Source organism: Klenkia marina (genome assembly GCF_900101025.1).
Taxonomy (GTDB): domain Bacteria; phylum Actinomycetota; class Actinomycetes; order Mycobacteriales; family Geodermatophilaceae; genus Klenkia; species Klenkia marina.
Genome location: NZ_FMUH01000001.1, coordinates 250774 through 266688, shown reverse-complemented (window position 1 = coordinate 266688; position 15915 = coordinate 250774). Strand labels below are relative to the sequence as shown.

Annotated in this window: 19 protein-coding genes; 5 read left to right on the top strand and 14 right to left on the bottom strand. The window is 74.7% G+C overall.

Translation table 11 applies throughout. From position 1 onward, the window contains the following. Nucleotides 1–12 precede the first annotated feature (12 nt). The 3 genes from BLP29_RS01410 to BLP29_RS01400 are packed head-to-tail and all read right to left on the bottom strand — an operon-like array spanning nt 13 to nt 2345. A complete protein-coding gene (locus BLP29_RS01410) occupies nt 13–222 on the bottom strand; it encodes an exodeoxyribonuclease VII small subunit (protein ID WP_092799117.1) in 210 nt (69 codons plus the stop codon). After that, complete coding sequence (xseA, locus tag BLP29_RS01405) at nt 219–1439, bottom strand: exodeoxyribonuclease VII large subunit (protein ID WP_092799115.1); 1221 nt, start codon at nt 1437–1439, stop codon at nt 219–221. Before xseA ends, BLP29_RS01410 begins: the two co-directional genes overlap by 4 nt. A gap of 45 nt (nt 1440–1484) precedes the next feature. Beyond that, a complete protein-coding gene (locus BLP29_RS01400) occupies nt 1485–2345 on the bottom strand; it encodes a lipid droplet-associated protein (protein WP_092799113.1) in 861 nt (286 codons plus the stop codon). A 66-nt stretch (nt 2346–2411) separates the two neighbouring features. Here BLP29_RS01400 and BLP29_RS01395 point away from each other — a divergent pair, with 66 nt between their 5' ends. Then, on the top strand, nt 2412–3389 hold the full coding sequence (locus tag BLP29_RS01395) for a 4-hydroxy-3-methylbut-2-enyl diphosphate reductase (protein ID WP_092799111.1): 978 nt from the start codon (nt 2412–2414) through the stop codon (nt 3387–3389). Nucleotides 3390–3425: 36 nt separating this feature from the next. On the opposite strand, the gene BLP29_RS01390 is transcribed toward BLP29_RS01395, so the two are convergent. The 4 genes from BLP29_RS01390 to BLP29_RS01375 form a co-directional block, all read right to left on the bottom strand. Continuing rightward, a complete protein-coding gene (locus BLP29_RS01390; RefSeq protein WP_092799109.1) occupies nt 3426–4028 on the bottom strand; it encodes a DUF6542 domain-containing protein in 603 nt (200 codons plus the stop codon). Between the two features lie 169 nt (nt 4029–4197). Then, nucleotides 4198–5307, bottom strand: coding sequence for a DNA recombination protein RmuC (locus BLP29_RS01385; protein WP_092799107.1), 1110 nt, complete (start codon nt 5305–5307; stop codon nt 4198–4200). Between the two features lie 21 nt (nt 5308–5328). Then, nucleotides 5329–5847 carry a methylated-DNA--[protein]-cysteine S-methyltransferase gene (locus tag BLP29_RS01380; protein ID WP_092799105.1) on the bottom strand — a complete coding sequence of 173 codons (519 nt, stop codon included), beginning with the start codon at nt 5845–5847 and terminating at the stop codon, nt 5329–5331. Continuing rightward, complete coding sequence (locus tag BLP29_RS01375) at nt 5844–7346, bottom strand: AlkA N-terminal domain-containing protein (protein ID WP_243469613.1); 1503 nt, start codon at nt 7344–7346, stop codon at nt 5844–5846. The genes BLP29_RS01380 and BLP29_RS01375 overlap by 4 nt, the downstream gene beginning before the upstream one ends. Nucleotides 7347–7468: 122 nt before the next feature. On the opposite strand from BLP29_RS01375, the gene BLP29_RS01370 reads away from it, so the two are divergent. Next, nucleotides 7469–8542, top strand: coding sequence for a glycosyltransferase family protein (locus BLP29_RS01370; protein WP_092799101.1), 1074 nt, complete (start codon nt 7469–7471; stop codon nt 8540–8542). A 28-nt stretch (nt 8543–8570) separates the two neighbouring features. Next, complete coding sequence (ychF, locus tag BLP29_RS01365; protein ID WP_092799099.1) at nt 8571–9644, top strand: redox-regulated ATPase YchF; 1074 nt, start codon at nt 8571–8573, stop codon at nt 9642–9644. A 22-nt stretch (nt 9645–9666) separates the two neighbouring features. Here the strand turns inward: ychF and BLP29_RS01360 are convergent, their stop codons facing one another. After that, nucleotides 9667–10482: a polysaccharide deacetylase family protein gene (locus tag BLP29_RS01360; RefSeq protein WP_092799097.1), complete on the bottom strand. Its 816-nt coding sequence runs from the start codon at nt 10480–10482 to the stop codon at nt 9667–9669. A gap of 64 nt (nt 10483–10546) precedes the next feature. Between BLP29_RS01360 and BLP29_RS20865 the strand changes: the two genes are divergently transcribed. Together BLP29_RS20865 and BLP29_RS01355 are read left to right on the top strand one after the other, a co-directional pair. Continuing rightward, complete coding sequence (locus tag BLP29_RS20865; protein WP_165839240.1) at nt 10547–10717, top strand: hypothetical protein; 171 nt, start codon at nt 10547–10549, stop codon at nt 10715–10717. A 23-nt stretch (nt 10718–10740) separates the two neighbouring features. Continuing rightward, complete coding sequence (locus BLP29_RS01355; RefSeq protein WP_092799095.1) at nt 10741–10941, top strand: hypothetical protein; 201 nt, start codon at nt 10741–10743, stop codon at nt 10939–10941. A gap of 2 nt (nt 10942–10943) precedes the next feature. On the opposite strand, the gene BLP29_RS01350 is transcribed toward BLP29_RS01355, so the two are convergent. The 6 genes from BLP29_RS01350 to gabT are packed head-to-tail and all read right to left on the bottom strand — an operon-like array spanning nt 10944 to nt 15791. Next, nucleotides 10944–11900, bottom strand: a complete 957-nt coding sequence (locus BLP29_RS01350; protein WP_092799093.1) for a DUF808 domain-containing protein — start codon at nt 11898–11900, stop codon at nt 10944–10946. A gap of 51 nt (nt 11901–11951) precedes the next feature. Beyond that, nucleotides 11952–12359, bottom strand: a complete 408-nt coding sequence (gene dhaM / locus BLP29_RS01345) for a dihydroxyacetone kinase phosphoryl donor subunit DhaM (RefSeq protein ID WP_092799091.1) — start codon at nt 12357–12359, stop codon at nt 11952–11954. After that, nucleotides 12356–12967 (bottom strand): dihydroxyacetone kinase subunit DhaL, encoded by a 612-nt coding sequence (dhaL, locus tag BLP29_RS01340; RefSeq protein WP_092800587.1) that lies wholly within the window; start codon nt 12965–12967, stop codon nt 12356–12358. The genes dhaM and dhaL overlap by 4 nt, the downstream gene beginning before the upstream one ends. Further along, a complete protein-coding gene (gene dhaK / locus BLP29_RS01335) occupies nt 12964–13959 on the bottom strand; it encodes a dihydroxyacetone kinase subunit DhaK (protein ID WP_092799089.1) in 996 nt (331 codons plus the stop codon). The genes dhaL and dhaK overlap by 4 nt, the downstream gene beginning before the upstream one ends. A 9-nt stretch (nt 13960–13968) precedes the next feature. Then, entirely contained in the window at nt 13969–14388 is a 420-nt protein-coding gene (locus BLP29_RS21390) for a GNAT family N-acetyltransferase (RefSeq protein WP_341537339.1), read from the bottom strand. Nucleotides 14389–14444: 56 nt separating this feature from the next. Beyond that, a complete protein-coding gene (gabT, locus tag BLP29_RS01325; RefSeq protein WP_092799084.1) occupies nt 14445–15791 on the bottom strand; it encodes a 4-aminobutyrate--2-oxoglutarate transaminase in 1347 nt (448 codons plus the stop codon). Nucleotides 15792–15915: the final 124 nt, after the last annotated feature.

Sequence of the window (15915 nt, the reverse complement as noted above, 5' to 3'; positions counted from 1 at the left end):
GGCCGACGGACGTCAGTCGTCCGTCGGGCCGACCCTGTCCAGCCGCTCGCGGGCGGCGTCCAGCCAGTGCTGGCAGATCCCGGCCAGCTCCTCGCCGCGCTCCCACAGGGCCAACGACTCCTCGAGCGTGAGCCCGCCGCCCTCGAGCTTGCGCACGACGTCGGCGAGCTCCTCGCGGGCCTGCTCGTAGCTCTGCGTCGGGGGGGTGCTCGGCTCGCTCACGGCTGCTCATCCTGCCCGGTCACCCGGACCGCGATGCGCCCACCGGCCACCCGCACGGCCAGCTCCTCGCCGACGGCGACCTCGACGGGGTCGCGGACCAGCGCGCCGTCGGTGGTCTGCACCAGCGCGTAGCCGCGCTCGAGCGTGGCCTGCGGCGAGAGGGCGGCGATGCGGGCCCGGGCGTGCTCGAGGTCGCGGGCGGCGAGGTCGACCCGGTGCACGAGGGTGCGGGTGCCGCGCCGACGCAGGGCGGCGACGTCGTCGTCCCGACCGGCCAGCAACCGGGCGGGCTCGGCCAGCACGGGGCGGCTGCGCACCGAGTCCAGCCAGCGCTCCTGCTGGTCCAGCCGGCCGGCGAGCAGGGCGCGGGCCCGGGCGCGCAGGCCCTCGACGAGCCGGCGCTGCTCACCGATCTCGGGCACGACGCGGTGCGCGGCGTCGGTGGGGGTGGCGGCCCGGACGTCGGCGACGTGGTCGACCAGCGTCGTGTCGGTCTCGTGGCCCACGGCGGTGACCACGGGGGTGCGGCAGGCCGCGATGGCCCGCACCAGGCCCTCGTCGGAGAAGGGCAGCAGGTCCTCGACCGACCCACCGCCGCGGGCGAGGACCACGACCTCCACCTCGGGGTCGCGGTCGAGCCGCTGCAGGGCGCCGATCACGTCCTCGGCGGCCGAGGGGCCCTGCACCAGGCAGTGCTGCACGGCGAACCGGACGGCTGGCCAGCGGCGGCGCGCGGTCACCAGGACGTCGCGCTCGGCCGCGCTGTCCTTGCCGGTGATCAGCCCGACGACGCCCGGTGCGAACGGCAGCGGCTTCTTGCGGGCGGCGTCGAAGAGCCCCTCGGCGGCCAGCAGCGAGCGGATGCGCTCGATGCGCGCCAGCAGCTCGCCCAGCCCCACCGCCCGGATCTCGGTGGCCCGCAGCGAGAACGACCCGCGCGCCACGTAGTAGTCGGGCCGGGCGCGCACCAGCACGCGGGCGCCCTCGGTGAGCGCCAGCCCGGGCCGGTCGGCGACGTCGCGGGGGCAGGTGACCGGCACCGAGAGGTCGGCCGCGGTGTCGCGCAGGGTGAGGAAGACGGTGGCCGCACCGCGGCGCGAGAGCTGGGCGACCTGGCCCTCGACCCAGACCTCGCCGAGCCGGCCGATCCACTCGGCGACCTTGCGGGCGACGGTGCGCACCGGCCACGGCTGGTCGGGGGAGGACGGCGCTGTCACGGTGCGGTCACGACGGCGAGCCTGCCAGGTGCTCGCGCGGGCCGGTCAGCCCTGCTCGCGCGCCAGCTTCTCCTGCCGGTTGCGCAGCAGCGTCAGGAAGGCCGGCCGAGCCTCGTGGGCCTGCTCGTAGGCCAGCAGCTCGTCGACGGTGACCGGCTGGTACCCGCGCAGGCGTCCGCGCAGCTGGGCGACGGTGAAGCCGTCGTAGCCGGTGACGGGGGCCTCGGCGGCGGCCTCGTGCACCGCCTCGATGGCTTTCTCCGACGCGGCGATCATCGCGTCGTCCTCGGCGGCGTCCTCGCTCATGTTGACCGCGAGCTCGTCGACGGTGGAGGTGATCTCGTCGGCGGCCGGGTCGTCGGGCAGCGCCGCGACGTCGGCGTCGGTGAGGTCGGCGCCGCCCAGGTCGGCGGTGAGCGTCGTGGCGGTGAGCTCCTCGAGCGCCAGCGTCTCGTCGGTGAGGTCGTCGTCACCCACCGCGGCGGCCTCGTCGACCACGTGCAGCGGCGTCTGCGGCTCGTCGGCCCCGTCGTCGGCCCCGTCGTCGGTCGCCTCGTCGGTCGCCTCGTCCACGAGGTAGCCGTCGTCCTCGTCCACCTCGACCCGGTCGAACGCCGAGCTGCGCGAGCCCAGGCCGCCGACGGGGGACGGGGTGGGGAGGTCGTCCTCGTCGTCGAAGGTGGCCAGGCCGGGCTCGGACTCCCCGCGCAGCCCGGTGAGCACCTCGTCGCCCCGGGCCACCAGCCCGGAGTACTCCTGCTGCAGCTTGAGCGTGGTCTGCATCGCCAGACCGATCGCGCGCACGGGCAGCGCGGGCAGGGTGGCGGGCAGCTTGCGCGCCTCCTCGAGGAGGGTGGCAGCCAGCCCGGCGACGGCGCGGACGGGTTCGGGGATCTCACGGGCCATGCCACCAGCGTGCCCCAGTCGCGGCGGACCCGCGCTCCCGGACGCCTGCGCGGTTACCGTGGAGGCATGCCTGAAGCTCGCGGACGTGTCCTGCTCGCCGACCCCCGGGGCTACTGCGCCGGGGTGGACCGTGCGGTGATCGCCGTGGAGAAGGCGCTGGAGATCCACGGCGCCCCGGTCTACGTCCGCAAGCAGATCGTGCACAACAAGCACGTGGTGGCGACCCTCGAGCGCCGCGGCGCGGTCTTCGTGGAGGAGACCGAGGAGGTGCCCGAGGGCGCGGTGGTGGTCTTCAGCGCGCACGGGGTCTCCCCGGCGGTGCACGAGCAGGCCGCGCAGCGCTCGCTGCGCACGATCGACGCCACCTGCCCCCTGGTGACCAAGGTGCACAAGGAGGCGCAGCGGTTCGCCAAGGACGACTACGACATCCTGCTGATCGGCCACCGCGGGCACGAGGAGGTCGAGGGCACCATGGGTGAGGCGCCCACCCACACCCAGCTCGTCGACGGCCCCGACGACGTCGCGAACGTGCAGGTGCGCGACCCGGAGAAGGTGGTCTGGCTCTCCCAGACCACGTTGTCGGTGGACGAGACCCTGGCCACGGTGGACCAGCTGAAGATGCGCTTCCCCGGGCTGCAGAGCCCGCCCAGCGACGACATCTGCTACGCCACCCAGAACCGCCAGCAGGCCGTGAAGCAGATGGCCGGCGAGTGCGACCTGGTGCTGGTGGTGGGCTCGACGAACTCCTCGAACTCGGTGCGCCTGGTCGAGGTGGCGCTCGAGGCCGGCGCCCGGGCCTCCTACCTGGTCGACTACGCCGCCGAGGTCGACGAGGCCTGGCTCGAGGGCGTGCAGACCGTGGGCGTGACCAGCGGGGCATCGGTGCCCGAGGTGCTGGTCAGCGAGCTGCTGGACTGGCTGGGCCAGCGCGGCTACCCCGACGTCGAGACGGTGAAGGCGGCCGAGGAGCGGCTGGTGTTCGCGCTGCCGCACGAGCTCAAGCAGCGCCGCGAGGCGCTGACCGTGGACACCTCGGCCGAGTGAGCCACCCGCCCGCCGCACGCGCGGCGGGCGGCCGGGTCAGCGGCGGGCGATGAGCCGGACGACCGTGAGCACCAGCGCCGCGGCGACCGCGATGGCCATGGCCGGGAAACCGCGGATGAGCAGCGTGGCGATGGTGGCCAGCGAGAACGTGGCCGAGGGCGCGAGCACGATGTTGACCACCGCGACGCCGACGTAGACCAGCGGCGGGGCGACGACGACGGTGGCCAGGTCGCGCTTGCGCACCACGAGGGCCGCGACGACGGTCGAGGCGATCAGGGCCACGGTGGTGATGGTGCCCAGCCCGACGCCCAGCCAGGAGTCGGCGGCCGCACCCACCAGGGTGAGCAGGAACATGCTCAGCACCCCGAGGGCGCCGCGCACGCCGCGCTGCGGGGCGGGGGTGCGGCGGGCGCTGCGCCGGCCGTCCTGGTCGCGGGCCGGCGCAGGGCCGCGTCGGTCACGGGTGGCGCGCGGGTCGCGGGACGCACGGGGCTCCCGGCCGTGGCGGGGATCGGCGTCCTCGGCCCACTCGTCGCGGGCCGCCCGCCCGGTGGCCCGGCTGCGCGGAGCCGGTGCCCCCGACCGGGATCGCGGCACGGGGGGCCGGAACTGGTCGGCGTGGTCGCGCTCGGATTGCACGTCGCTCTCCCGCCTGGACTCGACAGCCTTGACCGGTGCGATGGTGCACCTCCTCGCTCCCGGCAGAACCGTCCGTGGCCCGCCGATCGATCACGTCACGGTAACGGCCCTCCCTGGGTACCGGCTGGAGGTCGCACGCCCGGGGCGTGGCGGGTTGTGACGCGTCGCCTCACCCGTACCGCAGGCCACCCTCGGCCCGCTGGTCGGGACGGTGGTCGGCGTGCTCGTCGGGGGACACCGGGTGGGCCGTGCCGGGGGCCGGCCGCAGGGCCCTGACCTCGGCGTCGACCGCGGACGGCTGCGGCACGGGGGTGGCCGCGACCCCGAGGTCGTCGAAGCGCCGCGCGGCACCGAGCACCGAGGTCTCGTAGCTGCCCACGGTGTCGTTGAACCGCCCCACCGCCGAGCCCAGGGCACTGCCGAGCCGGGTGAGGTGGCCCGACAGCGTGCCCAGGCGGGTGTGCAGGAGCCGGCCGGCCTCGAGCACCGACGCCGCCTCGCGGGCCAGCCGCTCGGTGCGCCAGGAGTAGGCCACGGTGCGCAGCAGGGCCAGCAGGGTGCTCGGCGTGGCCACGACGACGTCGCGGGAGAAGGCGTGCTCGAGCAGGGCGGGCTCGGCCTCGAGCGCGGTGGTGAGGAAGCCGTCGGACGGCACGAACAGCACGGTGAAGGGCGCGGCGGACTCGAAGGCCGAGGGGTAGCGGCGCAGGGCCAGCGCCTCGACGTGGGCCCGCAGCTGGCGGGCGTGCTCGGCGACCCGCTGCTGGCGGACCGTCTCGTCGGTGGCCTGCACCGCCTCGATCCACCCGGCGAAGGGCACCTTGGCGTCGACCACGACCTGCTTGCCGTCGGCGAGGGTGACCACCAGGTCGGGGCGCACCCCGGCGCCCAGGTCGTTGACCGCCGAGGGCTGCTGCACGAAGTCGCAGTGCTCGAGCAGGCCGGCGACCTCGACCAGGCGGCGCAGCTGCACCTCGCCCCACCGGCCGCGCACGTGCGGCGTGCGCAGCGCGGTGACCAGCGCCGCGGTCTCCTGGCGCAGGAGGGCGGAGGTCTGGCCCACGGTGCCCACCTGCTCGCGCAGCTCGCCGTGCGCGGTGGCCCGGTCGCGCTCGATGCCGGCGAGCAGCCGGTGCAGGTGGTCGAGCGACTCGTGCACCGGCTCCAGACCGTCGGGCTGCGGGGCGCGGCGGCGCAGCAGGGCGACCGCGGCGAGGGTGACCGCGGTGGCCAGCAGCGCGCCGACGAGGAGGCCCAGCAGCAACGAGGTCGCGTCCATGCCGGGCAGGGTGCACGAGGGCTACGACATTCCCGCCCCGGCCCGGGTGCCGGCGGCCTCGTGGTCGAGCAGCCAGCGCTTCACCGGCGTCCCCCAGCGGAAGCCACCCAGGCCGCCGCCGGTGGCCAGCACCCGGTGGCAGGGCACGAACAGCGCCGCGGCGTTGCGGGCACACGCGCCGGCGGCCGCCCGCACCGCGGCGGGCCGGCCGCAGCGGGCGGCGAAGGCGGCGTAGCTGTCCGGTTCGCCGGCGGGCACCGTGCGCAGCACCTCCCACGCCTCTTGCAGGAACGGGCCCGAGCGCTGCCGCACCACGACGTGGTCGATGGCCGCGACGTCGCCGGCGTGGAAGGCGTCGACGACCTCGAGCACGGGCAGCCGGTCGACGGCGGCCACGGTGGCCGGCCGCAGCGAGCGGTGCACCACCGGGAGCAGGTCACCGATGTCGGCGGTCCAGCCGCTGGCGAGCACGGCGTCGTCCTGGACGAGGACGGTGAAGGGGCCGATCGGGGTGGCGGTGGTGGCGTACTGGGCGGTCACGGCTGGGCCTCCGTCGGCGATCGGGCAGGGTGGCGGGTGAACAGGGCGGGGGCCGACATCGCCCACAGGTGCAGCACGGCGTAGGAGCGCCACGGCCGCCAACGGGTGGCGGCGTCGGCGTCCGAGCTGCCGAGGGCGGCGAGGGCCCGGCGCAGGGCCAGGTCGCCGGGCAACCAGACGTCGGGGTCGCCGAGACCGCGCAGAGCCACCAGGGCGACCGTCCACGGGCCGATGCCGGGGAGCGCGAGCAGCGCCCGGCCGGCCTCCGCGCGGTCGGCGCCGGGGCCGAGGTCGACGTCCCCGGCGGCCAGGGCGGCGGCGAGGCCGTGCACCGTGCGTCGCCGGCTGCCGGTCAGCCCCACGGCACCCAGGTCGGCGTCGACCAGTGCCCCGGCCCGCGGGAAGGCGTGGGTCAGCGTGCCGACCGGCTCGGGGAGCGGGGTCCCGGCGGCGGTCAGCAGTCGGGCGGTGAAGGTGCGCGCGCCGGCCAGCGACACGTGCTGGCCGAGCACGGCCCGGACGGCGGCCTCGGCGGCATCGGGGTGGGTGGGCACGCGGCGACCGGGCGCGGCGCGCACCAGCCCGGTCAGCGCGGGGTCGGCGGCCAGGACGTCGTCGACGGCGGTGGGGTCGGCGTCCAGGTCGAGCAGGTGCCGGCAACGCGCGACCGCGGCGCCGAGGTCGCGCAGCTCGGTCAGCTGCAGCCGGGCGGTGACCGAGGCGCCGTCGGCGCCGGGGGAGAGCCGGACGACGCCGGGCCCGTGCGGGAGGTCCAGCACGCGGGAGAACGTCTCGCCGTCCCACTCCTCGAGGCCGACGACGGCGTGGCCGCCGAGGAAGAGCAGCACCTCCTCGGCGCAGAACGGGGCGCGGGCGGCCAGCCGCAGGGCGAGCCACCCCGACGGCCCGGCCAGCGGCCGTCGGGCGCCGCGCAGCCCCGTGGGGGTCGTGGCGAACACCTCGCGCACGGTGTCGTTGAACTGGCGCACGCTGGCGAACCCGGCCGCGAAGGCGATGTCGGCGACGCGCAGGTCGGTGGTCTCCAGCAGCACCCGCGCGGTCTGCGCGCGCTGCGCCCGTGCCAGGGCCAGCGGCCCGACACCCAGCTCGGCGACGACCAGCCGGTGCAGCTGCCGCTCGCTGTAGCCCAGCCCGGCGGCCAGCCCGGCGACGCCGCTGCGCTCGACCTCGCCGTCGGCGACCGCCCGCACGGCGCGGGCGACGACGTCGGCCCGCACGTCCCACTCCGGCGACCCGGGGACGGCGTCCGGACGGCACCGCCGGCAGGCCCGGAACCCGGCTGCCTGGGCCCCGGCCGCGGTGGCGTGGAAGCTCACGTTGCCGGGCAACGGGGTGCGCGCCGGGCACGAGGGGCGGCAGTAGATGCCGGTGGTGTGCACCGCGGTGAAGAACCAGCCGTCGAAACGGGCATCGCGGCTGGTGACGGCGCGGTAGCAGCGCTCGGGGTCCAGCCCGCGTCCCTCCAGCAGCTCGGTCACGGGATCGAGCATGCCAGCGGCCCCGCCGTCCTTCTGGCGGGAATCGGACATGGCCGTCCGGCGGACGGCCGGGGCCGCCGATGACAGCGGGGCCACCGTCGTCCCACAGTCAGGCCCCGCGCATGGACATCCTCGTCTGCAAGACCAAGTACACCGGGGTCAGCTACCACCGGGTCGACGAGCCTGCCCGGGCCGTGGCCGAGGCGGACGTCGGCGTCCGGGTGCAGGTGGTCGCCGGGCTCGCCACGACGATGAGCCGGGGTGCGGAGCCCGTGGTGCTCGACGTCGACGACCAGGGGGCCGACGTCGTCGTCCTCCAGCTGCCCAAGACGACCGAGCTGCTGCAGTGCATGCGGATCCTGCAGGCGCGCGGGGTGGCGGTCGTCGTCGAGGTGGACGACCTGCTGTCCGGGGTCCCGTTCGGCAACGTCGGCCACGGCCTGGTGGCGGCCGGGAAGGCCAAGCGGGTGGCCGAGTGCGCCCGGGAGGCCGATGCGGTCACGGTGACCACGCCGGCCCTGCAGGCCGAGTACGGCGGGCACGGGCGCGCGTTCGTCGTCCCGAACGCCGTGCCGCGCCGGTTGGCCGAGCTGCCACCGGCCTACGAGCGCGACCCCGGCGTCGTCGAGGTCGGCTGGGCGGGCAACGTCGGCGGCCACCCCTACGACCTGCAGGAGATCGGCACCGGGTTGCGCCAGGCGCTGGATGCCGGTCGTGGCGCGAGCCGGTTCACCGTGCTGGGGCAGAAGTGGGATGCCCGGGAGCGACTGGGCCTGGTCGAGGAGCCGGTCGAGGTGCCCTGGATCCCCCAGGTCGACGGCTACATCCAGGCCCTCGGGGAGCTGTTCGACATCGGCATCGCCCCGTTGCGCAGCGACCGGTTCAACGCCGCGAAGAGCTGGCTGAAGGTGCTCGAGTACAGCGCGCGCGGGGTCTACGCGGTGCGGTCGGCCACGCCCGAGTACGAGCGGCTGGGCCTGGGGTGGCGGGCCAGGAGCGCCAAGGACTGGGCCAAGGGCCTGACCAAGGGCATCCAGGACGCCGACTGGCGCCGCGAGCAGGCCCGGCAGGCGCGCGAGGTCGTGCTGGACCGGCACCTGACCGAGCACACGGTCCCCTCCTGGGTGGCGGCCTGGGAGCGCGCCGCCGAGCACCGCGCGGACGCGCTGCGGCGGGGCCCGGTCGCGGTCGGCTGAGGTCCACCGGGCCGTACTCTGGTCCGACGTGAGTCTCACCATCGGGATCGTCGGCCTGCCCAACGTCGGCAAGTCGACCCTGTTCAACGCCCTGACCAAGAACGACGTGCTCGCCGCCAACTACCCGTTCGCGACGATCGAGCCGAACGTCGGCGTGGTGGGGGTCCCCGACGAGAGGCTCGGGAAGCTGGCCGAGGTGTTCGGCAGCCAGAAGCAGATCCCGGCGACGGTGTCCTTCGTCGACATCGCCGGGATCGTGCGCGGGGCCAGCGAGGGCCAGGGCCTGGGCAACAAGTTCCTGGCCAACATCCGCGAGTCCGACGCGATCTGCCAGGTCATCCGGGTGTTCAGCGACCCCGACGTCGTGCACGTCGACGGCAAGGTCTCGCCGAAGGACGACATCGAGACCATCAACACCGAGCTCCTCCTGGCCGACCTGCAGACCCTCGAGAAGGCCGTGCCGCGGCTGGAGAAGGAGATGCGCAAGGACAAGGACCGCAAGGCGTTGCACGACGCCGCGGTCGAGGCGCAGAAGATCCTGGACGGCGGGCAGACCCTGTTCAGCGCGGGCGTGGACGGCGAGCCGCTGCGCGAGCTGGGCCTGATGACCACCAAGCCCTTCCTGTACGTGTTCAACGTCGACAGCGACGAGCTGACCAACACCGATCTGCTCGACGAGCTGCGCGCCCTGGTGGCCCCGGCCGAGGCGATCGTCCTCGACGCGCAGACCGAGGCCGAGCTCGCCGAGCTGCCCGACGAGGAGGCCGCCGAGCTGCTGGCCGCGGTCGGCCAGGAGGAGCCGGGCCTGCACCAGCTCGCCCGCGTCGGTTTCGCCACCCTGGGCCTGCAGACCTACCTGACCGCCGGCCCCAAGGAGTCGCGGGCCTGGACCATCCCGGTCGGCGCCACCGCCCCCCAGGCCGCCGGGGTCATCCACACCGACTTCCAGCGCGGGTTCATCAAGGCCGAGGTCGTGTCCTTCGACGACCTGGTCACCGCAGGGTCGATGGCTGCGGCCAAGACCAAGGGCCAGGTGCGCATCGAGGGCAAGGAGTACGTCATGCAGGACGGCGACGTGGTGGAGTTCCGCTTCAACGTCTGACCGGCGGCCGGCCCCTCGTCGCTCAGCCGGTGGGCTTCACGAAGACGTCGTCGAGGGTGACGGTGGTCAGCCCGCGGCTGGCGATGATGCCGGTGAGCTGCGGGAAGACGGTCGTGACCGGTGTGAAGTTCAGGTGGCCGATCACGATGTGCTGGGGCAGGAACCACTGGTCGGCGAAGCCCACGATCTGCTCCGGGGTGAGCAGGCCGGAGTCCGACAGCGAGCCGTACCAGAGCACCGGGCAGGTGTAGCCGATCTCGGCGGCCGCGGCGTCGGTGGCCGCGTTGCGGTACCCGAAGGGCGGCCGGTAGTAGGGCCGCATGTCGACCCCGTAGGTGGCCAGCACGAAGTCGTGGTTGCGCTGCAGCTCGTCCTGCACCCCTGCCCGCGAGAGCGACGTGAGGTCGACGTGGCTCCAGGTGTGGTTCCCCAGCTGGATCCGCCCCTCGGACACCAACGGCTGGAGCAGGGCCGCGTTGTCGGTCCAGGCGGGCTTGGAGCCGTTGAGGAAGAACGTGAGCCGGGTGCCGGTGTCCTTCGAGAACTGCGTGTAGTCGCGCACCACGGTGGTGTCGTCGCCGTCGTCCACCGTCCAGGCCAGCAGCGTGCCCTCACCGGGCAGCTCGGTGAGCCGGCCGGCCGGGATGGGCACCTTGACCAGCTGGGGCGCCGGGAAGGTGGGCGCCGGGGGTGTCGTCGGCGCGGCCGACGAGGTGGCGGGGGCGGTCGTGGGGGGCTGCGTCGTCGATCCCGGTGAGTCGGCGGACGGCGTCGCCCGGCAGCCGGCGAGGGCCGCGCCGCCGGCGAGGGAGAGGGCGAGGAATCGGCGGCGGTCCACCCGAAGAGGCTAGGCGACCGGCGGGGACGTCGGGACGGGGCCGTCGCCTGCCGATGTGGGGGGCATGACGACGACCGTGTGCGACGCAGTGGGCAGCGCCGGGACCCTGGCGGCCACCCTCTCCTCGGCGACCGAGGGCCAGCCCGACCTCTTCCTGGCCGCCGGGTGGATGTCCACCGCGGTCACCGAGGCGCTCGAGGCACAGCTGTTCCGGGAGCTCGCGCCCCTGCACTGACCGGCCGGGCTACCGTCGCGGACGTGCCGAACGTCTTCACCGACTACGCCGAGACCCACTGGGTGCCGATCAACGACGACATGGTCACCGTGCAGACCGTCGACGCCGCCGGACGCCGCGAGAACCACGTGCTGTCGGTCGCCGACGCCCTGGCCCAGTTCAAGGTCAAGTACCCCTTCGTGGACGACGCCCAGGCCGCGGAGCTGTTCGCCCGCGGCGGCTGAGGTCAGTGCGCGGCGGCCTTGCCGCCGCGCTTCGGGACCAGGTGCAGCACCACTACGACGACCGCGCCGACCAGGACGCCGACGACGGCCGACAGCGCCGTGTTGGTGAGCCAGCCCAGCACCCCGCCCAGCGCCCCGGTGGCGTCGTGCACGGCCACCTCGACGTGGTGCACCAAGTCGTAGGGCCAGGTCCAGCCCAGCTCGTCGGCGCCCACGAGCAGGATGTGCCCGCCGACCCACAGCATGGCCGCGACCCCGACCGTGGCCAGCGTCGCCAGCACGATCGGCATGGCCTTGACCAGCCCGCGCCCGAACGCGGCGACGCCCCTGGAGGGCTTGACGGCCAGTGCCACCCCGGCGTCGTCCATCTTCACGATCAGCGCGACGACGCCGTAGACCAGCGCGGTGATCAGGACCGCGACGACGACCAGGATGATCGCCCGGGACAGGAACGGCTCGGTGTCGACCTCGTTGAGCGCGATCACCATGATCTCGGCGGACAGGATGAAGTCGGTGCGCACGGCACCGGAGACCACGGTCTTCTCGTGCTCGGCAGGTTCGGTGACCGTGTCCTCGGCGGCCGCGGTCTCCTCCGGGTGGTGGCCGGTGACCTTCTCCCACAGCTTCTCGGCGCCCTCGTAGCAGAGGTAGGCGCCGCCGACCATCAGGATCGGGGTGAGCAGGAAGGGCAGGAACTGCGACAGCAGCAGGATCGCCGGCAGGATGATCAGCAGCTTGTTGCGGATCGACCCCTTGGCGATGCGCCAGATGATCGACAGCTCGCGCTCGGGCTCGAGCCCCTGCACGTACCGCGGGGTGACGGCGGCGTCGTCGACCACGACGCCGGCGGCCTTGACCCCGGCCCGCCCGGCAGCGGCACCGATGTCGTCGAGCGATGCCGCCGACAGCCGCACCATCGCGGCGACGTCGTCGAACAGGGCGAACAGGCCACTGGCCATCAACGGCTCCCGGGGACGCTCAGCAGGGTCACAGCGCGAGGCTAGGGCATGTCAGCCGAGCTGGGCCTGCTTCGGCGCGAGGCCCCGCTCGGCCTCGGCGGCCACCTGCTCCCTCGACGCCCCGCCGGCGGCCACCACCACCGCCCCGACCAGCCCCTCGACCAGCGGCGCGGCGGTGAGCAGCGTGCGCCCCCGCACCTCGTCGTCCAGGAACTCCAGCGCGGTCTCCGCCGACAGCACTGCGCTGCCCAGGTCCATGAGCACGACGGTGCCCTCGCCCGAGTCGGCCGCCTCGATCGCCGCCGAGACCGCCGCGGCGTCGGTGCCCAGCCCGCCGTCCTCGGTGCCGGCGGCCACCTCCACGGACAGCTCGCGGCCGGGCAGCATCTGCCGGGCGAGCTCGACCGCGGCGTCGGCCAGCGCTCGGCTGTGCGAGACGACGACGATGCCGACGGTCACGGCGTCGCCTCCTCGCCCTGCCCCTGGACCCCGCCCAGCGTCTCGGCAGCGGCCTGCAGCAGCAGCGCGGTCGACGTCGCGCCCGGGTCCTGGTGACCGGCGCTGCGCTCACCAAGGTAGCTGGCCCGCCCCTTGCGGGCCACCAGCGGGACCGTGGCGTCGCGCCCGTCGGCCGCGGCCTGCGCGGCCTCGGCGAGCGACCCGCCCGCGTCGAGCACGTCGCAGGCCGGCCCCAGGGCGTCGACCATCGTCTTGTCGCCCGGCTCGGCCTTGCCGCGGGCCAGCACGCCCTCGAACCCGGCCCGCAGGGCGGGGGCGAAGCCGTCACCGATCGCCCCGGCCATGCGCAGGAAGAGGGTGCCGTACAGCGGCCCGCTCGCCCCTCCGACCTTCGAGACCAGCGTCGTGCCGGTCCTCTTCAGCAGCGCGGCGGCGTCGTCGGGCGGGGCCTCGGCCAACGCGGCCACGACCTCTGTCATCCCGCGGTCCATGTTCGACCCGTGGTCGGCGTCGCCGATGGCCGAGTCGAGCGCGGTCAGCTCGTCGCGCTGGGCGTGCACCAGCTCGGCGAACCGGGTGAGCCAGGCAGTGAGCTGGGCGGCGTTCACGCGCCCCACCGCAGCCCGGGGGTGTCGACCGGGGCGTCCCACAACCGCAGCAGCTCGTCGTCGGCCTGCAGCAGGGTGACCGAGCAGCCGGCCATCTCCAGGCTGGTCATGTACGGGCCGACCAGCGAGCGCGCGATGCCGATGCCGGCCTTCTCCAGGATCGCGGCCACCTCGGCGTAGACCACGTAGAGCTCCAGCAGCGGCGTGCCGCCCAGGCCGTTGACGAAGCAGATGACCCCGTCGGTGAAGGTGCGGTCGGCCAGGATCGGCTCGACCAGCATCTGGGCGACCTCGCGGGCCGGGGCCAGCGGCACGCGGCGGCGGCCGGGCTCGCCGTGGATGCCGATGCCGATCTCCATCTCGCCCTCGGGCAGGTCGAACGTGGGCTTGCCGGCGGCCGGGACGGTGCACGAGGTCAGCGCGACGCCCATGCTGCGGCCGGTGTCGTCGACGCGGCGGGCCAGGTCGGCGACCTCGGCCAGCGGCCGGCCCTCCTCGGCCGCGGCGCCGACGATCTTCTCCAGCAGCACGGTGGTGCCCACGCCGCGGCGCCCGGCGGTGTAGAGGCTGTCGGTGACCGCGACGTCGTCGTCGACGACGACGGTGACCACCTCGGTGCCGCTCTCGGCGGCGACGAGCTCGGCGGCCATCTCGAAGTTCATGACGTCGCCGGTGTAGTTCTTCACGATGTGCAGCACCCCGGCGCCGCCGTCGACGCCCTGGGTGGCCGCCACCATCTGGTCGGGCACGGGGGAGGTGAAGACCTCGCCGGCGCACGCGGCGTCGAGCATGCCGGGCCCCACGAACCCGCCGTGCATCGGCTCGTGGCCCGACCCGCCGCCGGAGACCAGCCCGACCTTGCCCCGCACGGGCGCGTCGCCGCGGAGCACGACCCGGTTCTCGTGGTCCACCCGCAGCCGGGGGTGGGCGGCGGCCATGCCCCGCAGGGCGTCGGCGACCACGTCGGCGGGGTCGTTGATCAGCTTCTTCATGCCCTGACGCTAGGACTCCGGGGCGGTCCCCACAACGGGCAGCGGCAGCGCCCAGGTGCGCCACGTGCGCGGTGGGTGCCACCGGCTCGCCCGCGCCGTCGGCTCGGGGACGAAGCCGGCCCCGCCGTAGAGCGCCCGGGCGTGCGGGGCGTCGTCGAACACCCGGGCCAGCAGCCGGTCGGCACCCTCGGCGGTCGCCCAGTCGACGACCGCCCCGACCAGCGACACCCCGACGCCGTGACCCCGTGCGGTGGGGGAGACCCACATCGCGCTGAGCACCGCGTCGGACCCGTCGAGGGTGCCGTGGGCCAGGCCGAGGGGGTGGGACAGGAACCAGACCCCGGCGGCGACCTCGGCCCGCCAGTGCTCGTCCGGGTGCGCCGCCTCGACGTGGAGGGCGGACGCGAAGGCGTCCGGGTCCGCGCGCAGGGCGCGGAGCCGGACGTCGCGCAGCAGGGCCCAGTCGGGCCCGTCGAGCCGGCGGATCAGGAGCCGGTGACCTCGGCGAAGGCGGCCTCGACGACGTCGAGGGCCTCGTCGAGGAGGTCGTGCCCGATGACCAGCGGCGGCAGGAACCGCAGCACGTTGCCGTAGGACCCGGCCGTGAGGACGACGACGCCCTGCGCGTGGCAGGCCTTGGCCACGGCGCCGGCCAGTGCCGCGTCGGGCTCGGTGGTGCCGGGGCGCACCAGTTCGACGGCGATCATCGCGCCGCGCCCGCGCACGTCGCCGATCGCCGGGAAGCGCTCGGCCATCGCCCGCAGCCGGGGCAGCATGCGCTCACCGATCGCACGGGCGGCGCCGGCGAGGTCGTCGGCCTTCATCGTCTCGATGGCGCCCAGGGCCGCGGCGCAGGCCACCGGGTTGCCGCCGTAGGTGCCGCCCAGCCCGCCGGGGTGCACGGCGTCCATGATCTCGGCGCGGCCGGTGACCGCGGCCAGCGGCATGCCGCCGGCCATGCCCTTGGCGGTGGTGACCAGGTCGGGGACGACGCCCTCGGCGTCGACGCCGAACCACTGCCCGGTGCGGCAGAACCCGGACTGGATCTCGTCGGCGATGAGCACGACGCCGTTCGCGGTGCACCACTCGCGCAGCGCGGGCAGGAAGCCCGGGGCCGGCTCGATGAACCCGCCCTCGCCCTGCACCGGCTCGATGAGCAGCGCAGCGGTGTTGCCGGCGCCCACCTGCACCTCGATCTGCGAGATGGCCCGTGCGGCGGCCTCGGCGCCGGTCAGCCCGTCGCGGTAGGGGTAGCTCATCGGCACCCGGTACACCTCGCCGGCGAAGGGCCCGAAGCGGTGCTTGTAGGGCATGTTCTTGGCCGTCAGGGCCATCGTGAGGTTGGTGCGCCCGTGGTAGGCGTGGTCGAACGCCACGACACCCTGCCGGCCGGTGGCGTGGCGGGCGATCTTGACCGCGTTCTCGACGGCCTCGGAGCCGGAGTTGAACAGCGCGCTCTTCTTGGCGTGGTCGCCGGGGGTGAGCTCGGCGAGGGCCTCGCAGACGGCGACGTAGCCCTCGTAGGGGGTGACCATGAAGCAGGTGTGGGTGAAGTCGGCGACCTGCGCCTGGACGGCGGCGACCACCCGGGGCGCGCTGGCCCCGACGCTGGTGACGGCGATGCCCGAGCCGAGGTCGATGAGGCTGTTGCCGTCGACGTCCTCGACGATCCCGCCCCCGACGCGGGCCACGAACACCGGCAGCGTGGTGCCGACACCGGCCGACACCGTGGCCTGACGCCGGGCCATGAGCTCGACCGACCGGGGGCCGGGGATCTCGGTGACCAGCTGGCGGCGCTGCTGCACACCGGTCTGGTCCAGCACGTCGGTCATGGGGTGTCTCCTCACGCGGGGGTCGTCGGCGCCCATGGTGTCACCGATCGCCGTCGAACGGAATCCGTCGCGTTCGGGCTGCCGCACGACGGAAAGGGGCGGTGCACCTGCCGGTGCACCGCCC

Excerpts from the sequence above, each read along its gene's own strand:
- BLP29_RS01400 (WP_092799113.1), bottom strand. The coding sequence starts at position 2,345 with ATGGCCCGTGAGATCCCCGAACCCGTCCGCGCCGTCGCCGGGCTGGCT.
- BLP29_RS01395 (WP_092799111.1), top strand. The coding sequence starts at position 2,412 with ATGCCTGAAGCTCGCGGACGTGTCCTGCTCGCCGACCCCCGGGGCTAC.
- BLP29_RS01385 (WP_092799107.1), bottom strand. The coding sequence starts at position 5,307 with ATGGACGCGACCTCGTTGCTGCTGGGCCTCCTCGTCGGCGCGCTGCTG.
- BLP29_RS01370 (WP_092799101.1), top strand. The coding sequence starts at position 7,469 with ATGGACATCCTCGTCTGCAAGACCAAGTACACCGGGGTCAGCTACCAC.
- BLP29_RS20865 (WP_165839240.1), top strand. The coding sequence starts at position 10,547 with ATGACGACGACCGTGTGCGACGCAGTGGGCAGCGCCGGGACCCTGGCG.
- BLP29_RS01350 (WP_092799093.1), bottom strand. The coding sequence starts at position 11,900 with ATGGCCAGTGGCCTGTTCGCCCTGTTCGACGACGTCGCCGCGATGGTG.
- dhaK (WP_092799089.1), bottom strand. The coding sequence starts at position 13,959 with ATGAAGAAGCTGATCAACGACCCCGCCGACGTGGTCGCCGACGCCCTG.
- gabT (WP_092799084.1), bottom strand. The coding sequence starts at position 15,791 with ATGACCGACGTGCTGGACCAGACCGGTGTGCAGCAGCGCCGCCAGCTG.